Below are 19,995 nucleotides of genomic sequence, written 5' to 3' on the forward strand. Positions count from 1 at the left end.
TAACAGCGAATACAATTACGATAGGCGTAACTATTCATACACCGCACTGGAAGCGTATCGCCACCAGAGCGTGTGCATTGAATGAAGTTCCGAATTGTCCGAGTTGTCCGGCTTGCCCGGATTAATAACTAAAACCGGGCGGGACCACTCAATACCTATCAGGCTGGCAGAGAACCAAGATAATCATCGAGCCCGATATTGACACCGTTATGGCGCAATATCAGATAGGCGGTCGAGATTTGGAAATAAAAATTTGGCAATACGTAGTTCAGCAGATATTGCTGGCCACCGTCGAAGTGCATCGTGCCATGACGGGTTTTCGAGACGACGGGCCGGTTCTCGCTGCCATCGATCTGCTCGGGCTGGAACGTTTTCAGGTAGGCGACCGTCTTGTCTATCCTTGCCAGCAACTCGGAGATAGTTGCTTCGTTATCCTCATACACCGGAGGCTCGATGCCAGAGAGGCGGGCAGCCCCGCCCTTGGCCATATCCGTGGCAACTTGCACACGCCTGCAAAAAGGATACATATCCGGCGCCAGGCGGCCGTTGATAAGCACGGAGACATCGAAGTTTTTTGTTTCCGCGTATTCCGCAGCCTTATACAGCAGACCGCGTAAATTCTCCAGCATACGAAGCATGACCGGAACCGACGACTGGTACATCGAAATACTCATAATCTCTTCTTTTCCAATGATTAAAAAATTAATCCACCTGTACATAGTATTGGGATGCAATTTCACATCCCAATTCCGCTTCTAAATTACTGGCTGCCACATCATTCAAATTAACCGATGCTTAGTAACGACCCAGCAACGGAAATATAAAAATTACTTTCAAATAAAAATTTATTATTCAATAATATTTTATTTCTGTCAAGCCATGCAAAAATTAGACATTTGTAAATTATTGTAATAAAGCCCGCCACTCTTCCGCTCCCACCTCTGTATGGCGAAAGTAATTACCCGTTACAGTGCGGATCTATTTTTTGGCTGCGTTGAGTTTTTGCGACATTTGCTCGATGCGGTGGGCGAGGCCCGCGACTGTCGGGGCTTCCAACAAGGTACGCAGGGGCAGTTTGACACCGAGTTTTTCCGCAACGCGGGCGATGATTTGCGTTGCCAGCAAGGAGTGGCCACCCAAAACAAAGAAGTTGTCGTCGACACTGACCCGCGCCACCTTCAGCACTTCCGTCCACACCGCCGCCACATCCTGTTCCAGCGCAGTCCGCGGCGCCACATAGTCCGGCGCGATGTCCTCTGCGCGTTTCTCAGGTTTCGGCAGCAGCTTGCGATCAACCTTGCCGCTGGCCATGAGCGGCAGGCTATTGAGGAAGAGCCATGCTGTCGGCACCATATACGCCGGCAACCGGGCAGCAAGTTGCTGTTGCAACGCCGTCGCGGCCGCCGGGCCGCCGTCACATGCCAGGTAGGCGACCAGCTGCTTGTTGTCGTGCTCGTCGTCGACCGCCAGCACAACGGCTTCCCGAACGCCGGCACAAGCCAGCAAGGCGTTCTCGACCTCGCCCAGCTCGATCCGGAAACCGCGCAGCTTGACTTGCTGGTCACGGCGTCCGATGAATTGCAGTGTTCCGTCCGGCAAATGACGTCCCAGGTCTCCCGTGCGGTACATACGGGTACCAGGCTGACCGAACGCATCGGGCACGAAGCTGGCGGCCGTCAAATCCGGGCGATTCAAGTAACCGCGCGCCAGGCGGGGCCCGGCAATGCAAAGCTCGCCAATCACGCCTGTCGGTACCAGTTGCAAGGCGTCATCCAGCACGTAGATGCGGGTGCCGTCGAGCGGGCGGCCGATGGGGGCATACTGGCCGCTTTGGCTGCATGCGGCGGCGGTCAACTCCCCCACGCTGGCGGTGATGGCCGCCTCGGTCGGGCCATAGGCGTTGAGCACACGAATGCCGTTGACGGCGGCGGGATAGCTGGATGTTTTGATCGGCTCGCCGCCGACGATCATGAGGCGCAACGCGCCGACGCCGCCATCCAGGTCGTTCGTCGTCGCATAATGATGCCAATACACCGCTGGAATGTCGGCAACCGTCAGCGCCTGCTGGCGTATCACTTGCAGCAGTTCTTGCGGTGACCACAGCTCAGCCTCCCGCACGACCAGGGTGGCGCCCGCGCACAGAGGCGCCAGCATTTGCTCGATCGATGCGTCAAAACTGGTCGCGGCAAATTGCAACACCCGATCCGCAGGCTCCAACTGATACAGAGCAATACAGGTTTGTATGTGCGCGCTGAGCGCGGCTACCGGCACGGCAACGCCTTTCGGCGTACCGGTCGAACCAGACGTGTAAATGCAATAGGCGATATTGTCGCCATGGCCGATCGGCGCCAAATCTGTCACGTCCTCATCCGGAATGGCTGCGCTCAGCGAATCGATGGTAAGCGGCGTGATGCCGTCCATGGCCAGCTGTGCCTGCAGGGACGCTTGCGTCACCAGGACGCTGCAGCCTGCGTCGCGCAGCATGTATTCGCGGCGTGCTGCAGGATACGCCGGGTCCAGCGGCAGATAAGCAGCACCGGACTTCAGCACGGCCAGTAGCGCGACCACGGCGCCGGCGCCACGCTCAACACACACGCCGATTACACTGTCGGAGCGGGCGCCGGCGGCGCGCAACTGGTGCGCCAGCCGATTGGCCCGCTGATTCAATTGCCGGTAGCTCAGTTGAACGGCGCCGGCCACCACGGCCACGCTGTCGGGCGCTTGCCGCACGCGGGCTTCGAACAAGGTCGTCACCGCCATGGCATTGACGGGCGCCGCCCCATTCCAATCGTTCAGCAGGCGCTGCAATTCTGCCGGAGAGTGACGCGGCAACTCATTCAGCGTGGCGTCATGGTGGGCCAGCATGGCGTTCAGCAAGTCAGCATAACGCGCCAACGCCGCTTGCAGGAATTCAGGCGCGAAGGCATCCCGGTCGAAGTCGAGCGCGCAGCGTACGCCATGTGTGCCGTCTTCCACCTCGAATTTCAACCGGTCCTTGGTAAAGTGAGGCGGTACGACAATGCTATGGGCAAGGACGCCGCCAAAGCTCCAGCTGGTGCGTTCAATGCGCTGGTAGTTGAAGCCGACCATGCCATCGCCACTGAGCGGCTCGCCGCCCCGCATCTTGTAAGCCCGCACCAGTTCGGGGTATGGCAGATGACGACTGTCGAGCACAGCGAACAATTCGTCAGCGGCGGCTTCCAGCACGGACAAGGCGGTCGCCCCGCCGTCCAACCGTGCGCGCAACACGGCAAAGTTGGTAAAGTATCCGACAGCGCCCTGGGCCGCCTCGGTATCACGGCAGCTGACCGGCAGGCTGATGCCGAATTCCCGGCGGCCGCTGTGCTGCCAAAGCAGGATCTGCAGCGCGCCCAGATACACGGCGGCCGGGCTAAGCGCCTCGGCTTGCGCATAGGCCCGCACGCGCGCACCTAACTCCGCCGGCAATGTCGTCTCAATCGTGCTGGCGAGAAACGCATGCCCCGACTGGGCTTGAGCCCGCATGGGGAAAACTGGCGCGGCCGGTAAAGCCAGCAGTTGCTCCACCGCTTCGTGGAGGCGTGTTTGCCCCGCTTCGCTGGCCAAGTAGGCGTTCTCGACTGCGATCTGCTCCTGGCTGCCCCATGCCGGCCTTTCCCATGCCGGTTCAGCGCCGCGGGCCAGGGCTGTATACGCGCTGGACAGCTGGTCCAGCAATACGGTAACCGAGGGCCCGTCAAATACAACGTGGGGAATGCTGATGACCAGGCCATGGCGGGCCGCGCCAGCCCCGTCGACCAGTGTCGCCCGGCACAACGGTGCGCGGTTCAGATCAAAGGGGGTGTGACTCTCGGCCTGCGCAACCTCAACCAGCGCGCCGCTGACCTGGCGCAGGGGAACAGCCGCGCCTTGCTGCGATTCCAGGGCCGGAACAAAGTCGGCCACCACAATCCGTGCGCACAGCTGCGGATGCAGCGCCACAACCGTATTGAATGCTTGCGCCAGCAGCGAGGGATCGAGTGCCTGCGCAGTCTCAAGCGCCAATACGACGTTGTACGCTGCGTTCACGCTGGCATCGATCTGGCTGAGATACCACAAACCTTGCTGGCCGATTGTCATCGGCATCTTATTGCTCATCATATGGATTCTTTCGATTTGAGATTGCTAATGCGCTTGTCATGACGCACCGGGTACAAGCCCCCGTGCCGGTGATAGAAGTAGCAGCCCACGAACAGCGCCACGCCAACGATGGACAGCATCATGCCCAGCGCCCCCGTCTGCCCGCTCCCCCACAGTGCGTCAGCCCCGGGCCAGGATTGCAGCAAGGGCATGAACATGCGCTCCGACACGGGTACGGAAATGAGTATGGACAATGGCAATAATGCGTTCGACACCATACGGCGCGTGGCAAACACCTTGCCCTGTATCGCCACCGGCACCCGGTTTTGCCAGGTCGTTTGCAGCGCCGCGATCAGCATCGTGGTCAGCACGCCGGCCGCCATGCTGAGAACGAGAACCAGCGTGTCCCGCCGGGCCAGCCCCCACGCCAGCATGAGGAGACCGAACGAAGCGGCAGCCAGCACCACGCGGCGTTCCGGCGACAACAGCCGCCCCCAACGTGCCAGCAACCCGCCCACCAGCAACGCGCCGCCCCCTTCGAAGGCCAGGGAAGCGCCCAGCATCTTGTCGCTGGTGAACGACAGCAGATAAGGGGTTGAGGTGGTCGTGAACAGGCCGGCGGCAAAGTTATAACCGACAATGAACAGGAGCAGCCGGCGCAGCACGGGTTCGCCCCAAATCCAGCGGCAACCGAACGTGACCTCGCTCCAGAAATGACGTCTTGGCTTCGCCTGCGCCTCCTTGAGATGGAAGCGCTCCGCGGCAATGAAAGCGAGCGACGCGGCGGCCAGCAGCGAGCTGGCCAGGTCGGCAGCAATTACCGTGTCCAGGCCGAAATAAGTCAACACAGCCGTTCCCAGCAATGGGCCGGTGAGCATGACGCCGCCTTCAAACGATTGTTGCAAGGTGTTGACGCGATCCCGTGCGCGCGGCGGCACCAGAAGTGAAATCGCTACCCCCATGGCAATCCACCGCACGGAACCCACTACCGACAGCATGAAGATGGCCACCGCCACCGTGTACAGATCGAGCACACCGCGCCCATGCTGCAACGCCACCAGCAAGATGGCCACGATTGAAACCAGTTCGCAGGCCATCAATATGGTCTTCTTGTTGTACCGGTCGACCAGCGCGCCGGCGATTGGCGCCAACACCAGATTCGGCAGGGCGATCAGGACCGCAAAGTAAGCGAACACGGCGTATGAGCCGGTCTTGCGGTAAATCCATATATCCAGGCCGAACGAAAACATCGTTGCACCGATCGAACTCAAGCCGCGCGTGACAATCAGGGTGGCGACCCCGCCCGGCACTGTATCGTCCATCTCGTCAGTGTTGTGGGTGGTCATCGTAACCTTGCTTGAGAAATACGGGCAACGAGAGGCATACCCAGGTGATCAGCTGTGTGTCCCGCACCGCATAATGGCCACGCGCCAATGGCAGCGTGGGCCGGCACGTTTCCCCTGCGGCCGCCGGGCCGATTTGAAATACGCCCTGCTGACCGTCACTGTGCGCGACTTCCACTTCGAGAAAGTCCACATGGCGGCCATGGTGCGGATACAACGCCTTGTAGTAGGCTTCCTTTGCGCTGAAGCGCAACGTCGCCGCGATCCCGGGCGCCGTGGACAAGGCGAGCGAAGCCAGTTCACGAGCGGTAAGGCACACCGACTCAACAGCCGTGCGCGCATCGCCCATCACGATGGTTTCGACGTCCACGCCAACCGACCATTGCTGGTCTTGCGGGGCAACGATCGCCAGCGCCCTGTCCTCATTATGGGAAATCGACCCGCACCAGCCGACTGGCCACACGGGTTGCCCGGCGAGGCCGCGCGCGACCCAGGCAGCCGCGCCACCTGCGCTGGCCATGGCGGCCTCGGCACACAGGCGTCCCGCAAGGAACGTCAGTTGACGCCGCCTGACGCAGGCGCCGAGTTCGGGGGTAAGCGGCGTCAGGTCGTGTCCTTGCAGCACATGCTCCAGGTCGGCCAGTTGTACCGTCACCTGGCGCCATCCGGCGCCAAGTGGTTGGGCATCCGGCCGCATCAGCCCGGAGACCGCTTCCGCCGCAGCAGGCAGGCGAGTGTGCAGCCGGCGCGCCATTGGCTGCGGCGTGATCCGCCGGACAGCCGGGTACGCCGATTTGGCCGGTGCCAGGTCAAGCATGGCAGACATCGTCCTTGTGCATGCAGACGATCCGCAGTTCGCTGGTAAACATGCGCTGGCTGCCATCGTTGAGCCACAGGTGTTCGAACGCGGGCAACATTTCGCTCAGCGCCACGGTTTCGCCGGCATCGCGCCCCAGCTCTTCGGCGCGGCGGATCTGCTTGGCAAATTGCCGCACGAAGACAGGACTGGTGAAGTCGACGAAGAATGGCTTGTCTTCCCATGGAACCTTGGCAAAGACGGCGTGCGGCATCTGATGGCTGTCGGCCCAGGATTGCATGGCCAGGAAACTCCGCGCCTCGTCGTCGTCCAGGATCGCCGCGATGTCCGCACGAGCGAACTGCCAGGCTTCCCGCTGCACGACGAGCTTGTCGATGGTGATACGCGGCGTGCGGGCGCCCTTCTTCAACAGGCCAAAACGATTCATCACCGACAGCGACAGGAAGTCGCCCAGCACATCAAGCAATTCCGCCTGCCAGTCGTGGCCAATCCTGCGTGCCATCAGGCGGCCATCGACCAGCTCCACCAGAAGCTCGCTGATCGGAACGGCGGTCGCGCTATTGGCCGGCACCAGGCCGCTCGAGAACAGCACTTCGGTACTGCCCTGCGGGTCGTCGATCCATTGGGTACGGATCGGTGTATTCGAAGCGGCCGGGCTCAGCTTGGGCAAGACATAGGGATGGCCGAGGTCACTGCGCATGGCGTCAAGCAGCGCCGCTTCGTCCGGATGCTGCGACACGAACAGATTGGTAACGACAGTATTGCCGCCCAGATGAACCTCGCCCATGACGGCCAGGAAGTCGCCGGCCAGTAAAGCCGCGGCGTCCGGAGCGCAGAACATCAAGTCAGGGCATTGGTAGCGGGCCAGGTTCCAGCCGGCGCAAGACGATGGAAATGCCGCCTTGACTTCCTTGGCGATGTCTTGCGAACGCAAGCTGACCTGGCGCTCGCCCGATGCAAGATAGGGTTGCAGCAATGCCTGCCAGCGTTCGCGCAGCGTTGCGGCAAGAACTGCAATCGGCGCGTGATCATTGAACAGCAGTGTCTGTATCTGCAGCCACAGGTCGCAGAACGGCACCTTGTCAACCCCACCGGCGCACGCCATCTGCTCGAAGAGTGCCAGGAATTCACCATGAAAACTGTTGGCCGCTTCGCAAGTAAGCCAACGGGCGCTGGTCACGATCAGATCCAGCGGGCGCCTCAGCTCTTCGATGGCCTGTGCGCTCAAGGCCAGGGTGGTATCGCGGTGACAATCCTCATACACCAGGGCGCGGCCGCCATACACTTCGCCCGGACGCCGCCGTCCCGCTGCGCCGGTCAATTCGAGAAATACCGCGTCCAGCGCCGCCATGCGGGTCTTGAGCAGCGTCTCGTCGCCGGCGGCGTGGGCGATATCGTCGCGGGCGGCCACCAGGCGGTCCAACTGCTGCGTGGTGCGTTCACGGGCAGTGCTGTTCTCTATCTGCTGCAAATGCTGGCGCAATCCCAGCTCCGGCTGCGGGGAACAGCTGGAAACGGGAAACGTCAGCGCAATGCGTTCTTCCCGCTCCAGCTGACGCACCAGCGCATGGATCTGGGCCTCTCCGGCGAACGGCGAAAAGGGATTGGCCAGCAAACCACGAACGATGGCGCCGACGGTACGCACGCCATCGCATGCGGCCAGGACCAGGAACTGGGGCTGCGGCAATTCGACCCGCGCCCCACCTGGCAGCACGATTTGCCGCCCTTCCAGACGGATGAACGGATGGCGGCGCGGAATCAGGGACGGAAGCACATCGTCCTGCGCGGCGAAGCGCTCGGCCAGCGTGGACACCGCCCAATCCTCGAAACGCACGGTTCGGCGCCGGATAAAATTCTGGCCAGCCTCGAACTGCGACGCCGCCTCGCCCACGCGCACCCACGCCATGGGGCCGAAGAATCCAATCGTGTCGTTCTTCAGGCTGTAGCGCTGCAGGTAGTTGGCCACCAGGGCTTCACGCTGCTTGCGCTTGGAGCCGGGCATGCTGTCCTGACGCATCAATGGGTCGAGCACCATGTCGATTGCCGCGTGGTTTTGCCAGGTTACGGCCTGGCGGAACAGAGGATCGGCGGCGACCGCGGCCAAGGCCTTGCTCTGACGTTCCAACGCGGCGGCATATTGCTGCACAAAGCCGGCGCTCATCTCGCCATGTTCGGCAGCGCGCAGGCATACGCGTTCGTACAGATCGCGCGGCAACAAATCGAGCAGGAAGGACGCCGGCTCACGCCGCCGCAGTACCTTGTTGGCGCGGCCCAGGGCGCGTAGCTGTTCAGCATCCGCCGCGCCTGCGCGCTGTTGCGCCACCCGCTGCGAGACATGGGCCAGAGCCTCCTGGCACGCTTGTTCCAGGGCGGCACGTGCCGCGGTTAGCTGTCGGGCGCAGGCGGCAAGCGGTGCATCCGACAGCGAGAGAATCATCTCGGCCGGAAACCCTGCACTGCGCAGCACTGCATCACGCCACCAACACCACCCGCCCTCACTGCTTCGCGTCAGGTGGACCGGCCACTGCGGCGGCGCGGATGAAACCAAGGCCGGCGGGCAGTGCATGCTTTGCTCATTGTAGTTGTGCTGGATAGAAGGAGTCATTGCTTGGGCTGGTAATAGGGGCGAATCCGGCTGGCGATGCCATCCACCGTACGGGCCTTCACAACGTCCCGTACCGACAGTCGGCAGCTAAACTCAATATTGCACTGGGCGACCATACGTACCCACTGCATCGAATGAAAACCTCGGCTGGCGATCAAATCTTCGTCCAGCTGCAAATCATTGGCGCCGGCGATGTGCGCGGCGATGGCCAGCACGCCAGCCAATACCTTGTCGTCAGGACCGATGCCGGCCTGCACCGGTGGCGCGGTGCGCCCTGGCGCCTGGCGCGGCATCGCCAGCAGGGCCTTGCGATCGACCTTGCCATTGCTCGTCAACGGCAGGGAATCGATGAATGTGAATACTGAGGGAATCATGTAGTGTGGCAGCAGGCCTTGTACATGGCGGCGCAACCCGGCCGCGGACAATGCCGGGACATCGCCTGCGACAAACGCCACCAGCTCGTTGTCACCGGCGTCGTTACGCTCGACACACAGCGCAGCCTGCAGCACGCCTGGGCACTGCAGCAGGGCGCCCTCCACTTCACCCAGCTCGATGCGGAAACCGCGCACCTTGACCTGCTGGTCCTTTCGGCCAAGGAACTCGATACTACCGTCCGGCAAGTGGCGCCCGACGTCGCCAGTGCGGTACATGCGCGAGCCCGGCGCGCCGAACGGATCGGGTATGAACTGCGCAGCAGTGAGCTCCGGCCGGGCCAGATAGCCACGCGCCAGGCGTGGGCCGGCAATGTGGATTTCCCCCTCCACACCGGCAGGCACCAACTGCAGCGCCGCATCGAGGATGTAGACACGGGTATTGGCTAGCGGGCGCCCGATCGGCACGAAGGGGCTGCTGCCAAAGCGTACGTTCACCAGCGCGCCCAGCGTACAAGTGACCGTGGCTTCGGTGGGACCGTAAGCATTCAGGGCACGTACGCCGTTGTTGAGGACAACGCTGCGCGCGGCAAGCGCCGGTTCGCCGCCAGTCAGTAACAGGCGCAACGAGGGGACGGCGAGTCCGCCCCCTTCCCCGCCGGCATACGCATGCCAATACGACGTTGGGATATCTGCAATCGTGATCGCATGCTCGTTGAGTTCCCGCGTCAGTTCCATGGGCGACCATACCTGCTCGGGGCGTATCAGCAAGGAGGCGCCGGCGCACAGCGGCACGAGCATCTGTTCGATCGACGTATCGAAACTGGTCGAGGCAAACTGCAAGGCGCGATCCGCCGCCGTGACGTCATAAGTCGCGATGCACGTGCGAAGGTGATCGGCCAACGCGCCATACGGCACCATGACAGCCTTGGGTTTGCCGGTCGATCCTGACGTGAAGATGCAATAGGCCAGTTGCTGCGGGTGAATCATCGGGCGGACCGGCGGCAGTACGGCCGGCGCGCCGGCGGCCGGACCATCCAGCAGCAATAACCGGCCTGTATAGGCGGACAGCCTGTGCTGCTGGGCACGCTGGGTGAGCAGCACGGTCGGCGCCACTTCGTCCAGCATACCGGTCAGGCGCGCGTCCGGCACTGCCGGGTCCAGCGGTACATAAACGGCGCCGGTTTTCAACACAGCGAGCAAGACCACGATATTGACCTGAGCGCGCTCCAGCAGCACCGCAATCATCCGTTCCGGTCCGGCGCCGGCTGCTGTCAACTGCCCGGCCATGGCTTCCACCTGGCGATGTAACTGCGCATAAGTCAGGGGATCGCTGCCACCGAGAATGGCAGGCGCATCCGGCCTGGCCAGGGCGTGGGCTTCGAACAGGCGATAGATGTCGGGACAGGCGGCGTCCGCCGCCGGGGCGCCGTTCCAGTCGACCAGCAGGCGCCGGGCCTGCGCCTTGTCGAGCAAGGGCAATGCGCCGATCTCAGCGTCCGGCTCTGCCAGAATCGCGCGCAGCACGTTGCAATAATGCGCGGCAAACTGTGCCGCCGTGCGCGCATCGAACAAGCCGGTATGGTATTCGAGCCGCGCGCGCATGGCGCCCGCATTGTCCGAAACAATCAGCGCCATGTCGAAAGCGGCGGCAGTCGAGACCCGGCGCATGGTCTGCACCTGTACCCCCTCCAGCTCCCACGAAGGCTGATCGTACGGATTAAAATTCAACAGCGCGCGCACGGGAGATTTTGCCATCAGCGGCAACAGGTCGCCCCCCTCATGCTGGCGGCCAGCGGCAATGTCGGCCGCTATCTTTTGCAGTTGGGTACTGAAGATGTCCTGCGGCTTCAGCTCGCTGCGCAAGACGAGCGTATTGATGAAGCAGCCGACGAGGCGCTGCGTCCGGCGCTGGCCGCGGTTCGCCGCAGGGTAGCCGAGACAGACATCGCTTTGTCCCGTATAGCGGTGCAACTGCACCTGCATGCAACTGGCCAATATGGCAAACAGGGTGACGCGCTGCGCGGTGGCCAGGGCACGCAATCCTTCGACCAGTTGAGCGTCCAGGTCGAAATGGTGACAGTCGCCGCCGGACTGCACCTGGTCGGAGCGGCGGAAATCCGTCGGCAACAGCAGCGGCGGCGCTTCCCGCAGCAGCGAAGTCCAATACGCGCGGCCGTTGCTGTCGTCCGTTTCCGGTGTCTGTTCCTGCTGTGCCAAATAGTCGGCGTAGCGCAACGGCAGTGCGGGCAGCCTTGGCTCGGCGTCATGCAACAACGCCGCATACAAGGCACGCAAATCGCGTAGCAGCAGGCCCATCGACCAGCCATCGGCAACCAGGTGGTGGACCGTCATCAGGAAAACGGTCTGCTCGGGAGCGATTTGCAGCACGGTGCCACGAATCGGCAATTCCGATGTCAGCTCGAAGGGCATGCGCGCTTCGCGTCGTATGGCCGCCTGTATCGCATCGGTGTCGGCCGGGACCGACACGCGCTGCAGCGCGAAGTCGGCGTGCGCCAGGATGTACTGCATCGGTACCTCACCGGTATCGATCAGTCGTGTGCGCAGCGCGTCATGCTGTTGCAGCAGCAGTTGCAGCGCCCGCTCCAGCAACGCTTCGTTCAAAGGCCCCGTGACCTGCCAGGCCATCGGAATATTGTACGCACCGCATTCGCCGCCCGCCTTGTCCGCATACCAGATGCGCCGCTGGGCACTGGTCAGGGCAAACCGGTGCTGGCTTGCCGCCAGCTCTGTTGTTGCGTTCATTGGCCAGCCTCCCGTCCGCTCAGAAAAAAATGGCCGAAGTGTCCCCGTCGCCAGCCGCACGACAAGCCACTTAACCGAGTTCAAATATTCGTTTGCAGCGCAAACCGTTCCGGATCGCGCCGTGATGTCACGCCAACGCCACTACAGCTTCATCTCCAGCACCACCTTATAGGTGCGGAAGGTCGTGGTACGCGTACGCAACGTTTCACTGATGCTGTCGTCGGCATAGCGCGTTTGCTGCGTGGCGTCATGGGCCAGCAAATTGGTGAGCAGGAAGCGCAGCGACGTCGTGTTGTTGAGCGTTGCCAGCGCATACAGGTCCAATAAGGGCTTGTTTGACTTGTCAATCGAACGTTCTGTGGACAAGCGCGTCAAGCCGCCCGCCTCGTACATAAAGTTGCCGCCCAGAGTGAGGTGCGAGTCTGGCAAGCGCCAATTGGCGCCGAATGAAGCGGTCAGCCAGGGCTGGCGATCAAGACGGTTGTCCGGCCCCGGCACATTGTGTATGCGTGACCAGTTGCGTGACAAGCCGGCGCGCAGGTCCACGTCGGCGCTGGTCGCGATCAACTTTTTGAGCTTGCCTTTGAGCTCCAGTTCGATGCCATAGACATCGGCATTGCCATTGTTGGTCGGCGTTTCAATCCAGGTGGCGCCACTCTGGTAAATGCGCGGCAGCACGACGCGGCTGATATGGCGTCCGTACGTATTGAGCCCCAGGAACACATCCCCTGGCAGATAGCGCTCGTAGCCCACGTCAAGTCCCCACGCCAACTCCGGCAGCAAGTTCGGATTCCCCTGGAAGTTGGGGGCGGTGGCCGCATTCTGATTCACGACCCAGCGGCGCGGAATCAGCTCGCGCGTCGTGGGTGCCTTGAACGTGCGCGCCAGCGCCACGCGCAGCTGATCGGACGAGGTATCGGGAATTTTCCACAGCACCTGCGTCATCGGGCTAAGCACGCTGGAGCGCGAACTGACGGCGGCCAGGACATTGCCACTGGTTTTGGTGGTCAGCACTTCGTGGCGCACACCCAAATAAACCGACAACTGGCTCGAAACCGTCCACTCATCCTGGGCATACAACGCCAGCCGGGACACGGTCGCGTCGTAATCTTCCGACAAGTCTTCGGTTGGGAAATGCACCGGGCTGGTTTCCTTCTGGTCGCGGTTCTCCCGCCGGCGGCCGCCCGCGCCATCCCACCCGACATCCAGCGAGTGATCGGCGCTGAGCCCAAGCGCATACTTGCCGCTCAAGCCCAGGCTGCGGTCATTCAGCTCCGATTCAATGCTCCGGTGTAACACCGGCATTTGCTGTGCATTGACGGCATCGAATTGCGAGTGAGCGGTGCGGTGCAGCGCGCTCATGGTCAGTTTGGATTCGAGACGCCCATTCTCGCCAACCCGCGTTTTCCATTGGGTACTTGCGTGCGCCTGTCTGCTGTCCGTGGCCGTGACCAGCGCGTCGCCGGCAAATTCCGGTGCATCACCGGATACCGTCACGCGCCTGTCCGGCGCCTGGTAGTCCACTTTACGGAACTGCAGCAAGCCGTTGAAACTCAGGCTTTGGTTCTTGCCGGGCGACCAGGTGGCGCGCGGGCTCAGGGCAAGCTTGCTCTCGCGCTGCTGTTCGTCGGTGACAGTGCGATAAATACTGGTGCGTGCTGCCTGCCCCTCCGATGATTCCGTGACCGATGTGGCCGGCCAACGGTCGCGGTCGACGCTGGCGCTGAGACCCATGCCATAGGACAGCGCCCCCGCACGGTCGCCATAGTCGCCCGCCATCATCGGCGAAACGCGGCCTCCGTAGGCGCCCGCGCCCAGCTTGAACTCGCGCTGTGGCTTGGCGCCGGCCGTCTTCAGCACGATATTGAGCGTACCGGCGATCGCCTGGCTGCTTGTATCGGCGGTGGCCGTGCGCAACACTTCAATGCGTTCTATCTGCGTCGGTGAGATTGAATTAATGGAAAAGCCCTTTGGTACCGGATCACCATTGAGCAATATTTGGGTATAGCCGCTTCCCAATCCGCGCAGCCGGATCACTGCCTCCTGGCCCGGCGAACGATCGACTGACACCCCCGGGATACGCTGCAAGGCGTCTGCCAGGTTATTGTCGCCAAAACGGACCAGATCGGCGCGGCCGACGACGACCTTGGCGACCGACGCATTGCGGCGAACATCGTTGGCGCTGCCGGTCACTTCAACGGTCACGGGGGCGGGCGCGTCGGTTGCCGGCGCCGCCAATTGAGCGTACGCGGGAACGGTATGCGCAACCAGTACGGGGAAACCCAACAACAGCGCCATCAAACCCGGCTTCAGTTGAAGTTCACACCGGCCGCGCGACGCGATGACATGATGATTTTCTCTGCGAGTATTCGGGCACAAATTATATATGTCCTATTAATTGAATTATTGCTCAACCACCTGTGTCATCTGCAATCTGCAGATCTTGCGCAAGGGTGGAAAGAAAGCGCAGATCTTTCATTTCCACCAGTCGCACTCGCCTCATGGGCGTCGCAGGTCATAGCTATTTCAGTACCAAAGACGGCGCGATATATACCGGCCCCACAACCAGCGCCGAAAATATAAAGCGTTAAATTTTTTAACTTATTCCACTGGCTATGGAATCCCGCTGGCGGGCCGCGCGGGGGTGTGGATTTCCCCATCAATTTTGCGGAACTTGAACGAGATGCAACCAAATTGTCGATCCCAGGCAAAAAGGACGCGGCAAACCAATGCTGCATTCGAAATCACATCCAGTGGCAACTGGAAATGCGAAACCAGTTTTCCAGTCTCGTCCATTGGCCAATCTATATTGATCCGCTCCGAGGCTATTTTAGATGGAATATTCACCACTGCCCTGGCATACGGTGGAACGTCATTTAAGCTAAGCGTGCCAGTCAATGAAACCAATAGCGATGGCACCGCAGCGCCAAACGGTATATCGACTACTTCCGCGCAACGGGGGCAGCTAATTACCAACCGCGAATCGCAGTTCTCAAAACAAAACTCGTAAGAAGTAGCACGCGCAGCACAAAAAGGACACCGTACTCTGCTATCAATAAATCTTTGGCGCGAAAAACCCTCCCATGCGAGACTCAGGATGTGAAAACCGGAAAAGAATCGCAAGATCGCCAATTGAAAATCCGGCGAATTGACGTCACCATGATTAGTCGCACGCTCAGCAATTGCGACTTGTTCAGATAGCGATTCAGCGGCCTCTTCATTGCAAAAGCGCAGGTTGTCCAGCGCATCCTGAATACACGCACGTAAAAAACTTCCGTATCCGGCAGCAAGCATATGGGACCGGTATGGCGCCGGCATATCTTGTTCGCTCATATCAATCCCTGTTACTGGCAGACGTGCTGCGAAGCCTGCCCGGTATATGACCGATAAGCAGGATCTCCGAACAGCGCCAAGCGGCGTCCATGTCGACGCTTCTCGTCCAAACGGTTGAATCGCGAGATTACCGCGCCGATTTCCTCGCCCACCTCCAAACCAGCGGCAATGAACTCGTCCACCTGTTCATCGCCCAGCGTAATCTGCCAACTACCGATAATGTTAAGAACATTGGAGCGCTCCCCCAGGGAGCAGGCCAAGCTGTAGCCAGGGCTTACGACATGATCGACAACGCGGAATGCAAAGCAGCTGTCGTAAAATACCACCCTCGCATTGACCCTTTCCACGTTGATCAGCCTGTTGGAAGTCCATGCGTTCTCTAGCGACGGCAGATGATGCAGATTTGTGCAGCACTGCTTTTCCAGGCAATAAGGCTTCAGCGCGGATCGGGCTTTCAACCGCGTGGACATTGGGCATAACGTGGTCCCACCTGGCGCGGCGAGGTGCAAACCGTTACCGTGCCCCTCCAAGGTGAGAAACTCGACATCGGAAGATAAAACACCACAAGTCTCTTCAAAGGATGAGTACCTGTCAGCGACAAGATCATATGGCGCATTTTCACTGTCTATTTCCCGGAATATGGAAACACAAGCGCGGTTTGCCTCAGGCTTTGACAAAGGCAGCAAGCTTTTCGCAAGGCGTTGACTTACCAATGCCAGCTCGGCCTCACTACTTGCAAATATAATTCCCGGCGCTGGCGTCGATGCGCCGTCGTATAAATACTCATAAAGCTCCGCGGCAAGGTTATCCGCATGCACTAAAACGACAGCGATATCTGCTATATCAGCAAGCGCGGCAACCGACGCGGCATTGACGAATGCTCGCGATGTATGACGCGCGTACTCTTCTGCGATATGCGGATTGATCAGGCCGAGTCCAACAACAACCCCTGCGCGCGTGGCGCGAATTCCCTGGCATTCTTTACCTTGCGCCTGTGAAGCCAAATCCGGGACGATTACGCTTTCTTCTTTCGCAGGCGAAAATAGGCCACTCATTTCCTCAAGCTGGCCGGCGTCATATCCAGCCAGTGCAGCCGGATATATTCCAAGCACTCTTCCCTGGAGCCCTGCATGGATTTACTCTCCCAGCCGGCAGGGATGGCGCGCTCGCTAGGCCAGATGGAATATTGCTCCTCGTGATTGACAACGACTGTAAACATATCTTTGTTCAATTGCGTTCCTTGTTTCGTTGACCAGGCCGTTCCATTGAGCGTTTAGTTTGGCTCGATGTTGGCGTGTCTTTCTAATTCGCCGGCGGGCAGCGGCGCGATATGTGCAACTACAAAGATGCAAGTAAAAGGAAGCTTGGCGCTGTACCTTTCCATACACCCGTGAAGACATATCAATTATGCAATTAGATGCATGATTATTATTACTTACTAAAAATGAAAAGTAAATAGAAAGTAAATTCTTTTCCTTGCAATCATTTCACATTTGTAGCCGCGACGATACATTGAAAGCGTGGGCCGCAGAGCCTCTGCTGAAGCGCCGATGAGCTCTACGAGCCCGTTCCGGCTCACGTCGACGAGGCGGCATAGTCGGCGAAAATGCGACGATTTTCGTTGCAAAATTGCTACATACTACGGTCGGCCACCCGCCGGCCGAAATATGGTCCGGCCGAGGCGGCGCGCGGCGAGCACGATGGTGTCGGGGCCCCGGTGCCGACCAGGCGGCCCGGACACTGGCCGCATGGCGTTACGGCTTGCTCAGTTTCCCGTGCAGGTCATTCATCATCATCAGCGCCGCCGAACTGTATAGCTTGTGATACTCCGCCACCATCTCGCCCGTGCCGATGACGGGATCGGTCGCCACCAGCTTTTTCACCTCTTCGATGTCGGACACGGCAAAGATAAACATACCGCGCCAGCCGTCGACGCCGTCAAACGGTCCCGCCGCCACCAGCTTTTTTTCCTTTGCCAGCCGCTCGATGTTGGCGAAGTGTCCCTTGAACATGGCGTCGCGTTCGGGGCCGGCCGCCATCTTGTTCGGGCCCGTCTTCAACAGCACGAACACATAGCTGCGCATGCCGCGCTGGTCGGCGCCGACCGACTTGGCCAGCGCTTCATCGAACACGGGCTTGTCGTCGGCCCGGGCCAGGGGGCCGGCAACAGCGGCGGCAAGGACGGTGGCGGTCAGGATGGCGTTGCGCAGCATGGGAAGCTCCCGGCGAAGTGGATGAGATGCCTAGTCTGCCCCAGCCGCACGGCTTGTCAAGCGTCGACCTATATGCGGATTCCATCATTATCACGGTTATCGATATCAGTTATCGATAACTAATATATCTGTATTTGTATTACCATGGTCGCGCTGTCGGAATACCCATGCCACCCACCCTACCTATTTGCGGAGATCCCTGATGACGCAGCCGATCGATATGCTTTCCCCTCCTGATGACGCCGCGCTGGCGCAACACCTGTCGCGCCGTACCTTCCTGTACAGCCTGGGCGCGCTGGCCCTGACCGCCTGTGGCGGCGGCGCCGGCGAATTGCTGTCTGCCGCGGCGCCAACGCCGCGCGCAGCCGGCGCACCCACGCCGTTCACGCATCCGGGCCTGCTGCATACGAACGCTGATTTCACGCGCATGGCGGCTAAATACACCACCAGCCCGTGGAGCGACAGCTGGACCCTGCTGATCAATAACTCCCACTCGCAGAGCACTTATACGGCCATGCCGCAGACCGTGGTGTACCGTGGTAACGACGGCGTACATTCGGAAAATTATGTGCGGCTGATGAACGACGTGGCAGCCGCCTATCAATGTGCGCTACGCTGGAAAATTGCCGGCAGTACCGCGCATGCCGACAAGGCCGTGCAAATCATGAACCAGTGGGCGGCCACACTGACCGCTATCGGCGGCGACTCCAATGCATTGCTGGCGGCCGGTATCTATGGCTATGAATTCGCCAACGCCGGCGAGATCATGCGCTCCTACAGCGGCTGGGCAGCTGCCGACCAGACCGCTTTCAAGAACATGATGACCGGGATTTTCTACCCGATCTGCACCGACTTCCTGGTCCGCCACAATAACACCGAGTGGACCCATTACTGGGCCAACTGGGACTTGTGCGCAATCGCCTGCATCCTGGCCATCGGCGTGCTGTGCGACGATGGCGCAAAGTTCGATGAAGCAGTCAATTACTTCAAGAGCGGCGGCGGCAATGGCCGCATTTTCAAAGCCGTGTATTACCTGCACCCGGGCTATCTCGGCCAGTGGCAGGAATCCGGCCGCGACCAGGGCCACGCTACGCTGGGTATCGCGCTGGGCGGGGCGATTTGCGAAATGGCGTGGAACCAGGGTGTGGACTTGTATGGCTACGACAACAACCGCTTCCTGGCCGGCGCCGAATATGTCGCGAAGTCGAACTTGATCCAGTCCGGCACCACGTATTACACGGTGCCTTACGTGACCTACAACAACGTCGACAACGTCAACCAGACCGCCTTCTCCACCTCGGCGCAGGGCATCGGACGGCCTTGCTGGGCGCTGGTCTATAACCACTACGTCAACCGCAAGGGCCTGGCCGCGCCGTACTCCAAGCAGTTCGCGACGGTGGTGCAACCGGAAGGCGGCCCCAACGGCGGCGACACCAGTGGCGCTTTCGACCAATTGGGCTTCGGCACGCTGACCTGCAAGCGCGACAACATCGCCAGCGGCGCCTTGCCGAGCGGCCTGACCGGCTACGTCAATGCCGGCGTGCCGGTGCTGTCCTGGTGGGGCAGCGCCTATGCGACCAGCTACAACGTCAAGCGCGCCACGGTCTCGGGCGGCCCGTACACGACGATCCAGACCGGCATCACGGACTTGCTGACCTATACCGACACCAGCGCGCCAGCCGGCGCCAATTATTATGTGGTGACCGCGATCATCTCGGGCGTCGAATCGGCGGTATCGAACCAGGCCACCGTCATCACCGGCACACCGCTGCACACCTACCTGACCTTCGACGCCAGCAGCGGCACCACCGCCGCCGATGCGACGGGACTGGGCCACACCGGCACGCTGGTCGGCGGCGCCAGCTGGGTCGCCGGCAAGAAAAACAATGCGGTGTCGCTGAATGGCAGCACCGGTTACGTGAGCCTGCCGGCTGACTTCATGACCGACGTCGGTGACTTCACCATTGCCGCCTGGGTCTACTGGAATACCGCCAGCAACTGGCAGCGCATCTTTGATTTCGGCGACGGCACCGGCCAGTACATGTTCCTGTCACCGAAAAGCAGTTCCGGCGTCGCGCGTTTCGCCATCACGGTCAACGGCGGCAAGGGTGAACTGGGAATCAACAGCACGTCGGCGCTGGCCACCGGGCAGTGGGTGCATGTGGCCGTCACGCTGTCCGGCAATACCGGCACCCTGTACGTCAACGGCGTCAGCGTCGGCAGCAACACCAACATGTTCCATGCGCCGTTCCGCCTGGGCAGCACCAGCCAGAACTGGATCGGACGGTCGCAGTATTCCGGCGATCCATACTTCAACGGGAAGATCGACGACTTCCGCATCTACCGTGGCGCACTCTCCGCATCGGCGGTGCTGGCGCTGTACAACAGCTGAACCACAGGGCAGCAATGCCCCCGGCAAGTGTGCTACGCTGCCATCATCCTCCTGCAG

The 19,995-nt window shown here is 60.8% G+C and carries 12 protein-coding genes; 1 reads left to right on the plus strand and 11 read right to left on the minus strand.

Translation table 11 applies throughout. The annotated features are described in order from the left end of the window. Positions 1-158: 158 nt before the first annotated feature. From GJ700_RS11820 to GJ700_RS11870, 11 genes are all read right to left on the minus strand, one after another. Positions 159-674 carry a DUF1993 domain-containing protein gene (locus GJ700_RS11820; protein WP_154373892.1) on the minus strand — a complete coding sequence of 172 codons (516 nt, stop codon included), beginning with the start codon at positions 672-674 and terminating at the stop codon, positions 159-161. 304 nt (positions 675-978) lie between these two features. After that, positions 979-4,119 carry a non-ribosomal peptide synthetase gene (locus GJ700_RS11825; protein WP_154373894.1) on the minus strand — a complete coding sequence of 1,047 codons (3,141 nt, stop codon included), beginning with the start codon at positions 4,117-4,119 and terminating at the stop codon, positions 979-981. Further along, positions 4,116-5,444 carry an MFS transporter gene (locus GJ700_RS11830; protein ID WP_154373896.1) on the minus strand — a complete coding sequence of 443 codons (1,329 nt, stop codon included), beginning with the start codon at positions 5,442-5,444 and terminating at the stop codon, positions 4,116-4,118. The genes GJ700_RS11825 and GJ700_RS11830 overlap by 4 nt, the downstream gene beginning before the upstream one ends. After that, complete coding sequence (locus GJ700_RS11835; protein ID WP_195763866.1) at positions 5,425-6,258, minus strand: 4'-phosphopantetheinyl transferase family protein; 834 nt, start codon at positions 6,256-6,258, stop codon at positions 5,425-5,427. The genes GJ700_RS11830 and GJ700_RS11835 overlap by 20 nt, the downstream gene beginning before the upstream one ends. Then, positions 6,251-8,863 (minus strand): lantibiotic dehydratase, encoded by a 2,613-nt coding sequence (locus GJ700_RS11840; RefSeq protein WP_154373900.1) that lies wholly within the window; start codon positions 8,861-8,863, stop codon positions 6,251-6,253. Before GJ700_RS11840 ends, GJ700_RS11835 begins: the two co-directional genes overlap by 8 nt. Beyond that, complete coding sequence (locus tag GJ700_RS11845; RefSeq protein ID WP_154373902.1) at positions 8,860-12,000, minus strand: non-ribosomal peptide synthetase; 3,141 nt, start codon at positions 11,998-12,000, stop codon at positions 8,860-8,862. The genes GJ700_RS11840 and GJ700_RS11845 overlap by 4 nt, the downstream gene beginning before the upstream one ends. 141 nt (positions 12,001-12,141) lie before the next feature. Continuing rightward, a complete protein-coding gene (locus GJ700_RS11850; protein ID WP_154373904.1) occupies positions 12,142-14,298 on the minus strand; it encodes a TonB-dependent receptor plug domain-containing protein in 2,157 nt (718 codons plus the stop codon). Between the two features lie 315 nt (positions 14,299-14,613). Then, on the minus strand, positions 14,614-15,333 hold the full coding sequence (locus tag GJ700_RS11855; RefSeq protein ID WP_154373906.1) for a hypothetical protein: 720 nt from the start codon (positions 15,331-15,333) through the stop codon (positions 14,614-14,616). 11 nt (positions 15,334-15,344) lie between these two features. After that, on the minus strand, positions 15,345-16,388 hold the full coding sequence (locus tag GJ700_RS11860; protein WP_154373908.1) for a hypothetical protein: 1,044 nt from the start codon (positions 16,386-16,388) through the stop codon (positions 15,345-15,347). Beyond that, positions 16,385-16,564, minus strand: a complete 180-nt coding sequence (locus tag GJ700_RS11865; RefSeq protein ID WP_308700667.1) for an MbtH family protein — start codon at positions 16,562-16,564, stop codon at positions 16,385-16,387. Before GJ700_RS11865 ends, GJ700_RS11860 begins: the two co-directional genes overlap by 4 nt. Positions 16,565-17,087: 523 nt before the next feature. Then, positions 17,088-17,546 carry a YciI family protein gene (locus tag GJ700_RS11870; protein WP_154373910.1) on the minus strand — a complete coding sequence of 153 codons (459 nt, stop codon included), beginning with the start codon at positions 17,544-17,546 and terminating at the stop codon, positions 17,088-17,090. Between the two features lie 202 nt (positions 17,547-17,748). Here GJ700_RS11870 and GJ700_RS11875 point away from each other — a divergent pair, with 202 nt between their 5' ends. Further along, complete coding sequence (locus GJ700_RS11875; protein ID WP_229506939.1) at positions 17,749-19,938, plus strand: LamG-like jellyroll fold domain-containing protein; 2,190 nt, start codon at positions 17,749-17,751, stop codon at positions 19,936-19,938. The last annotated feature ends 57 nt before the right edge of the window (positions 19,939-19,995 follow it).

It is taken from the genome of Pseudoduganella rivuli (assembly GCF_009674485.1).
GTDB classification, from domain to species: domain Bacteria; phylum Pseudomonadota; class Gammaproteobacteria; order Burkholderiales; family Burkholderiaceae_D; genus Rugamonas; species Rugamonas rivuli_B.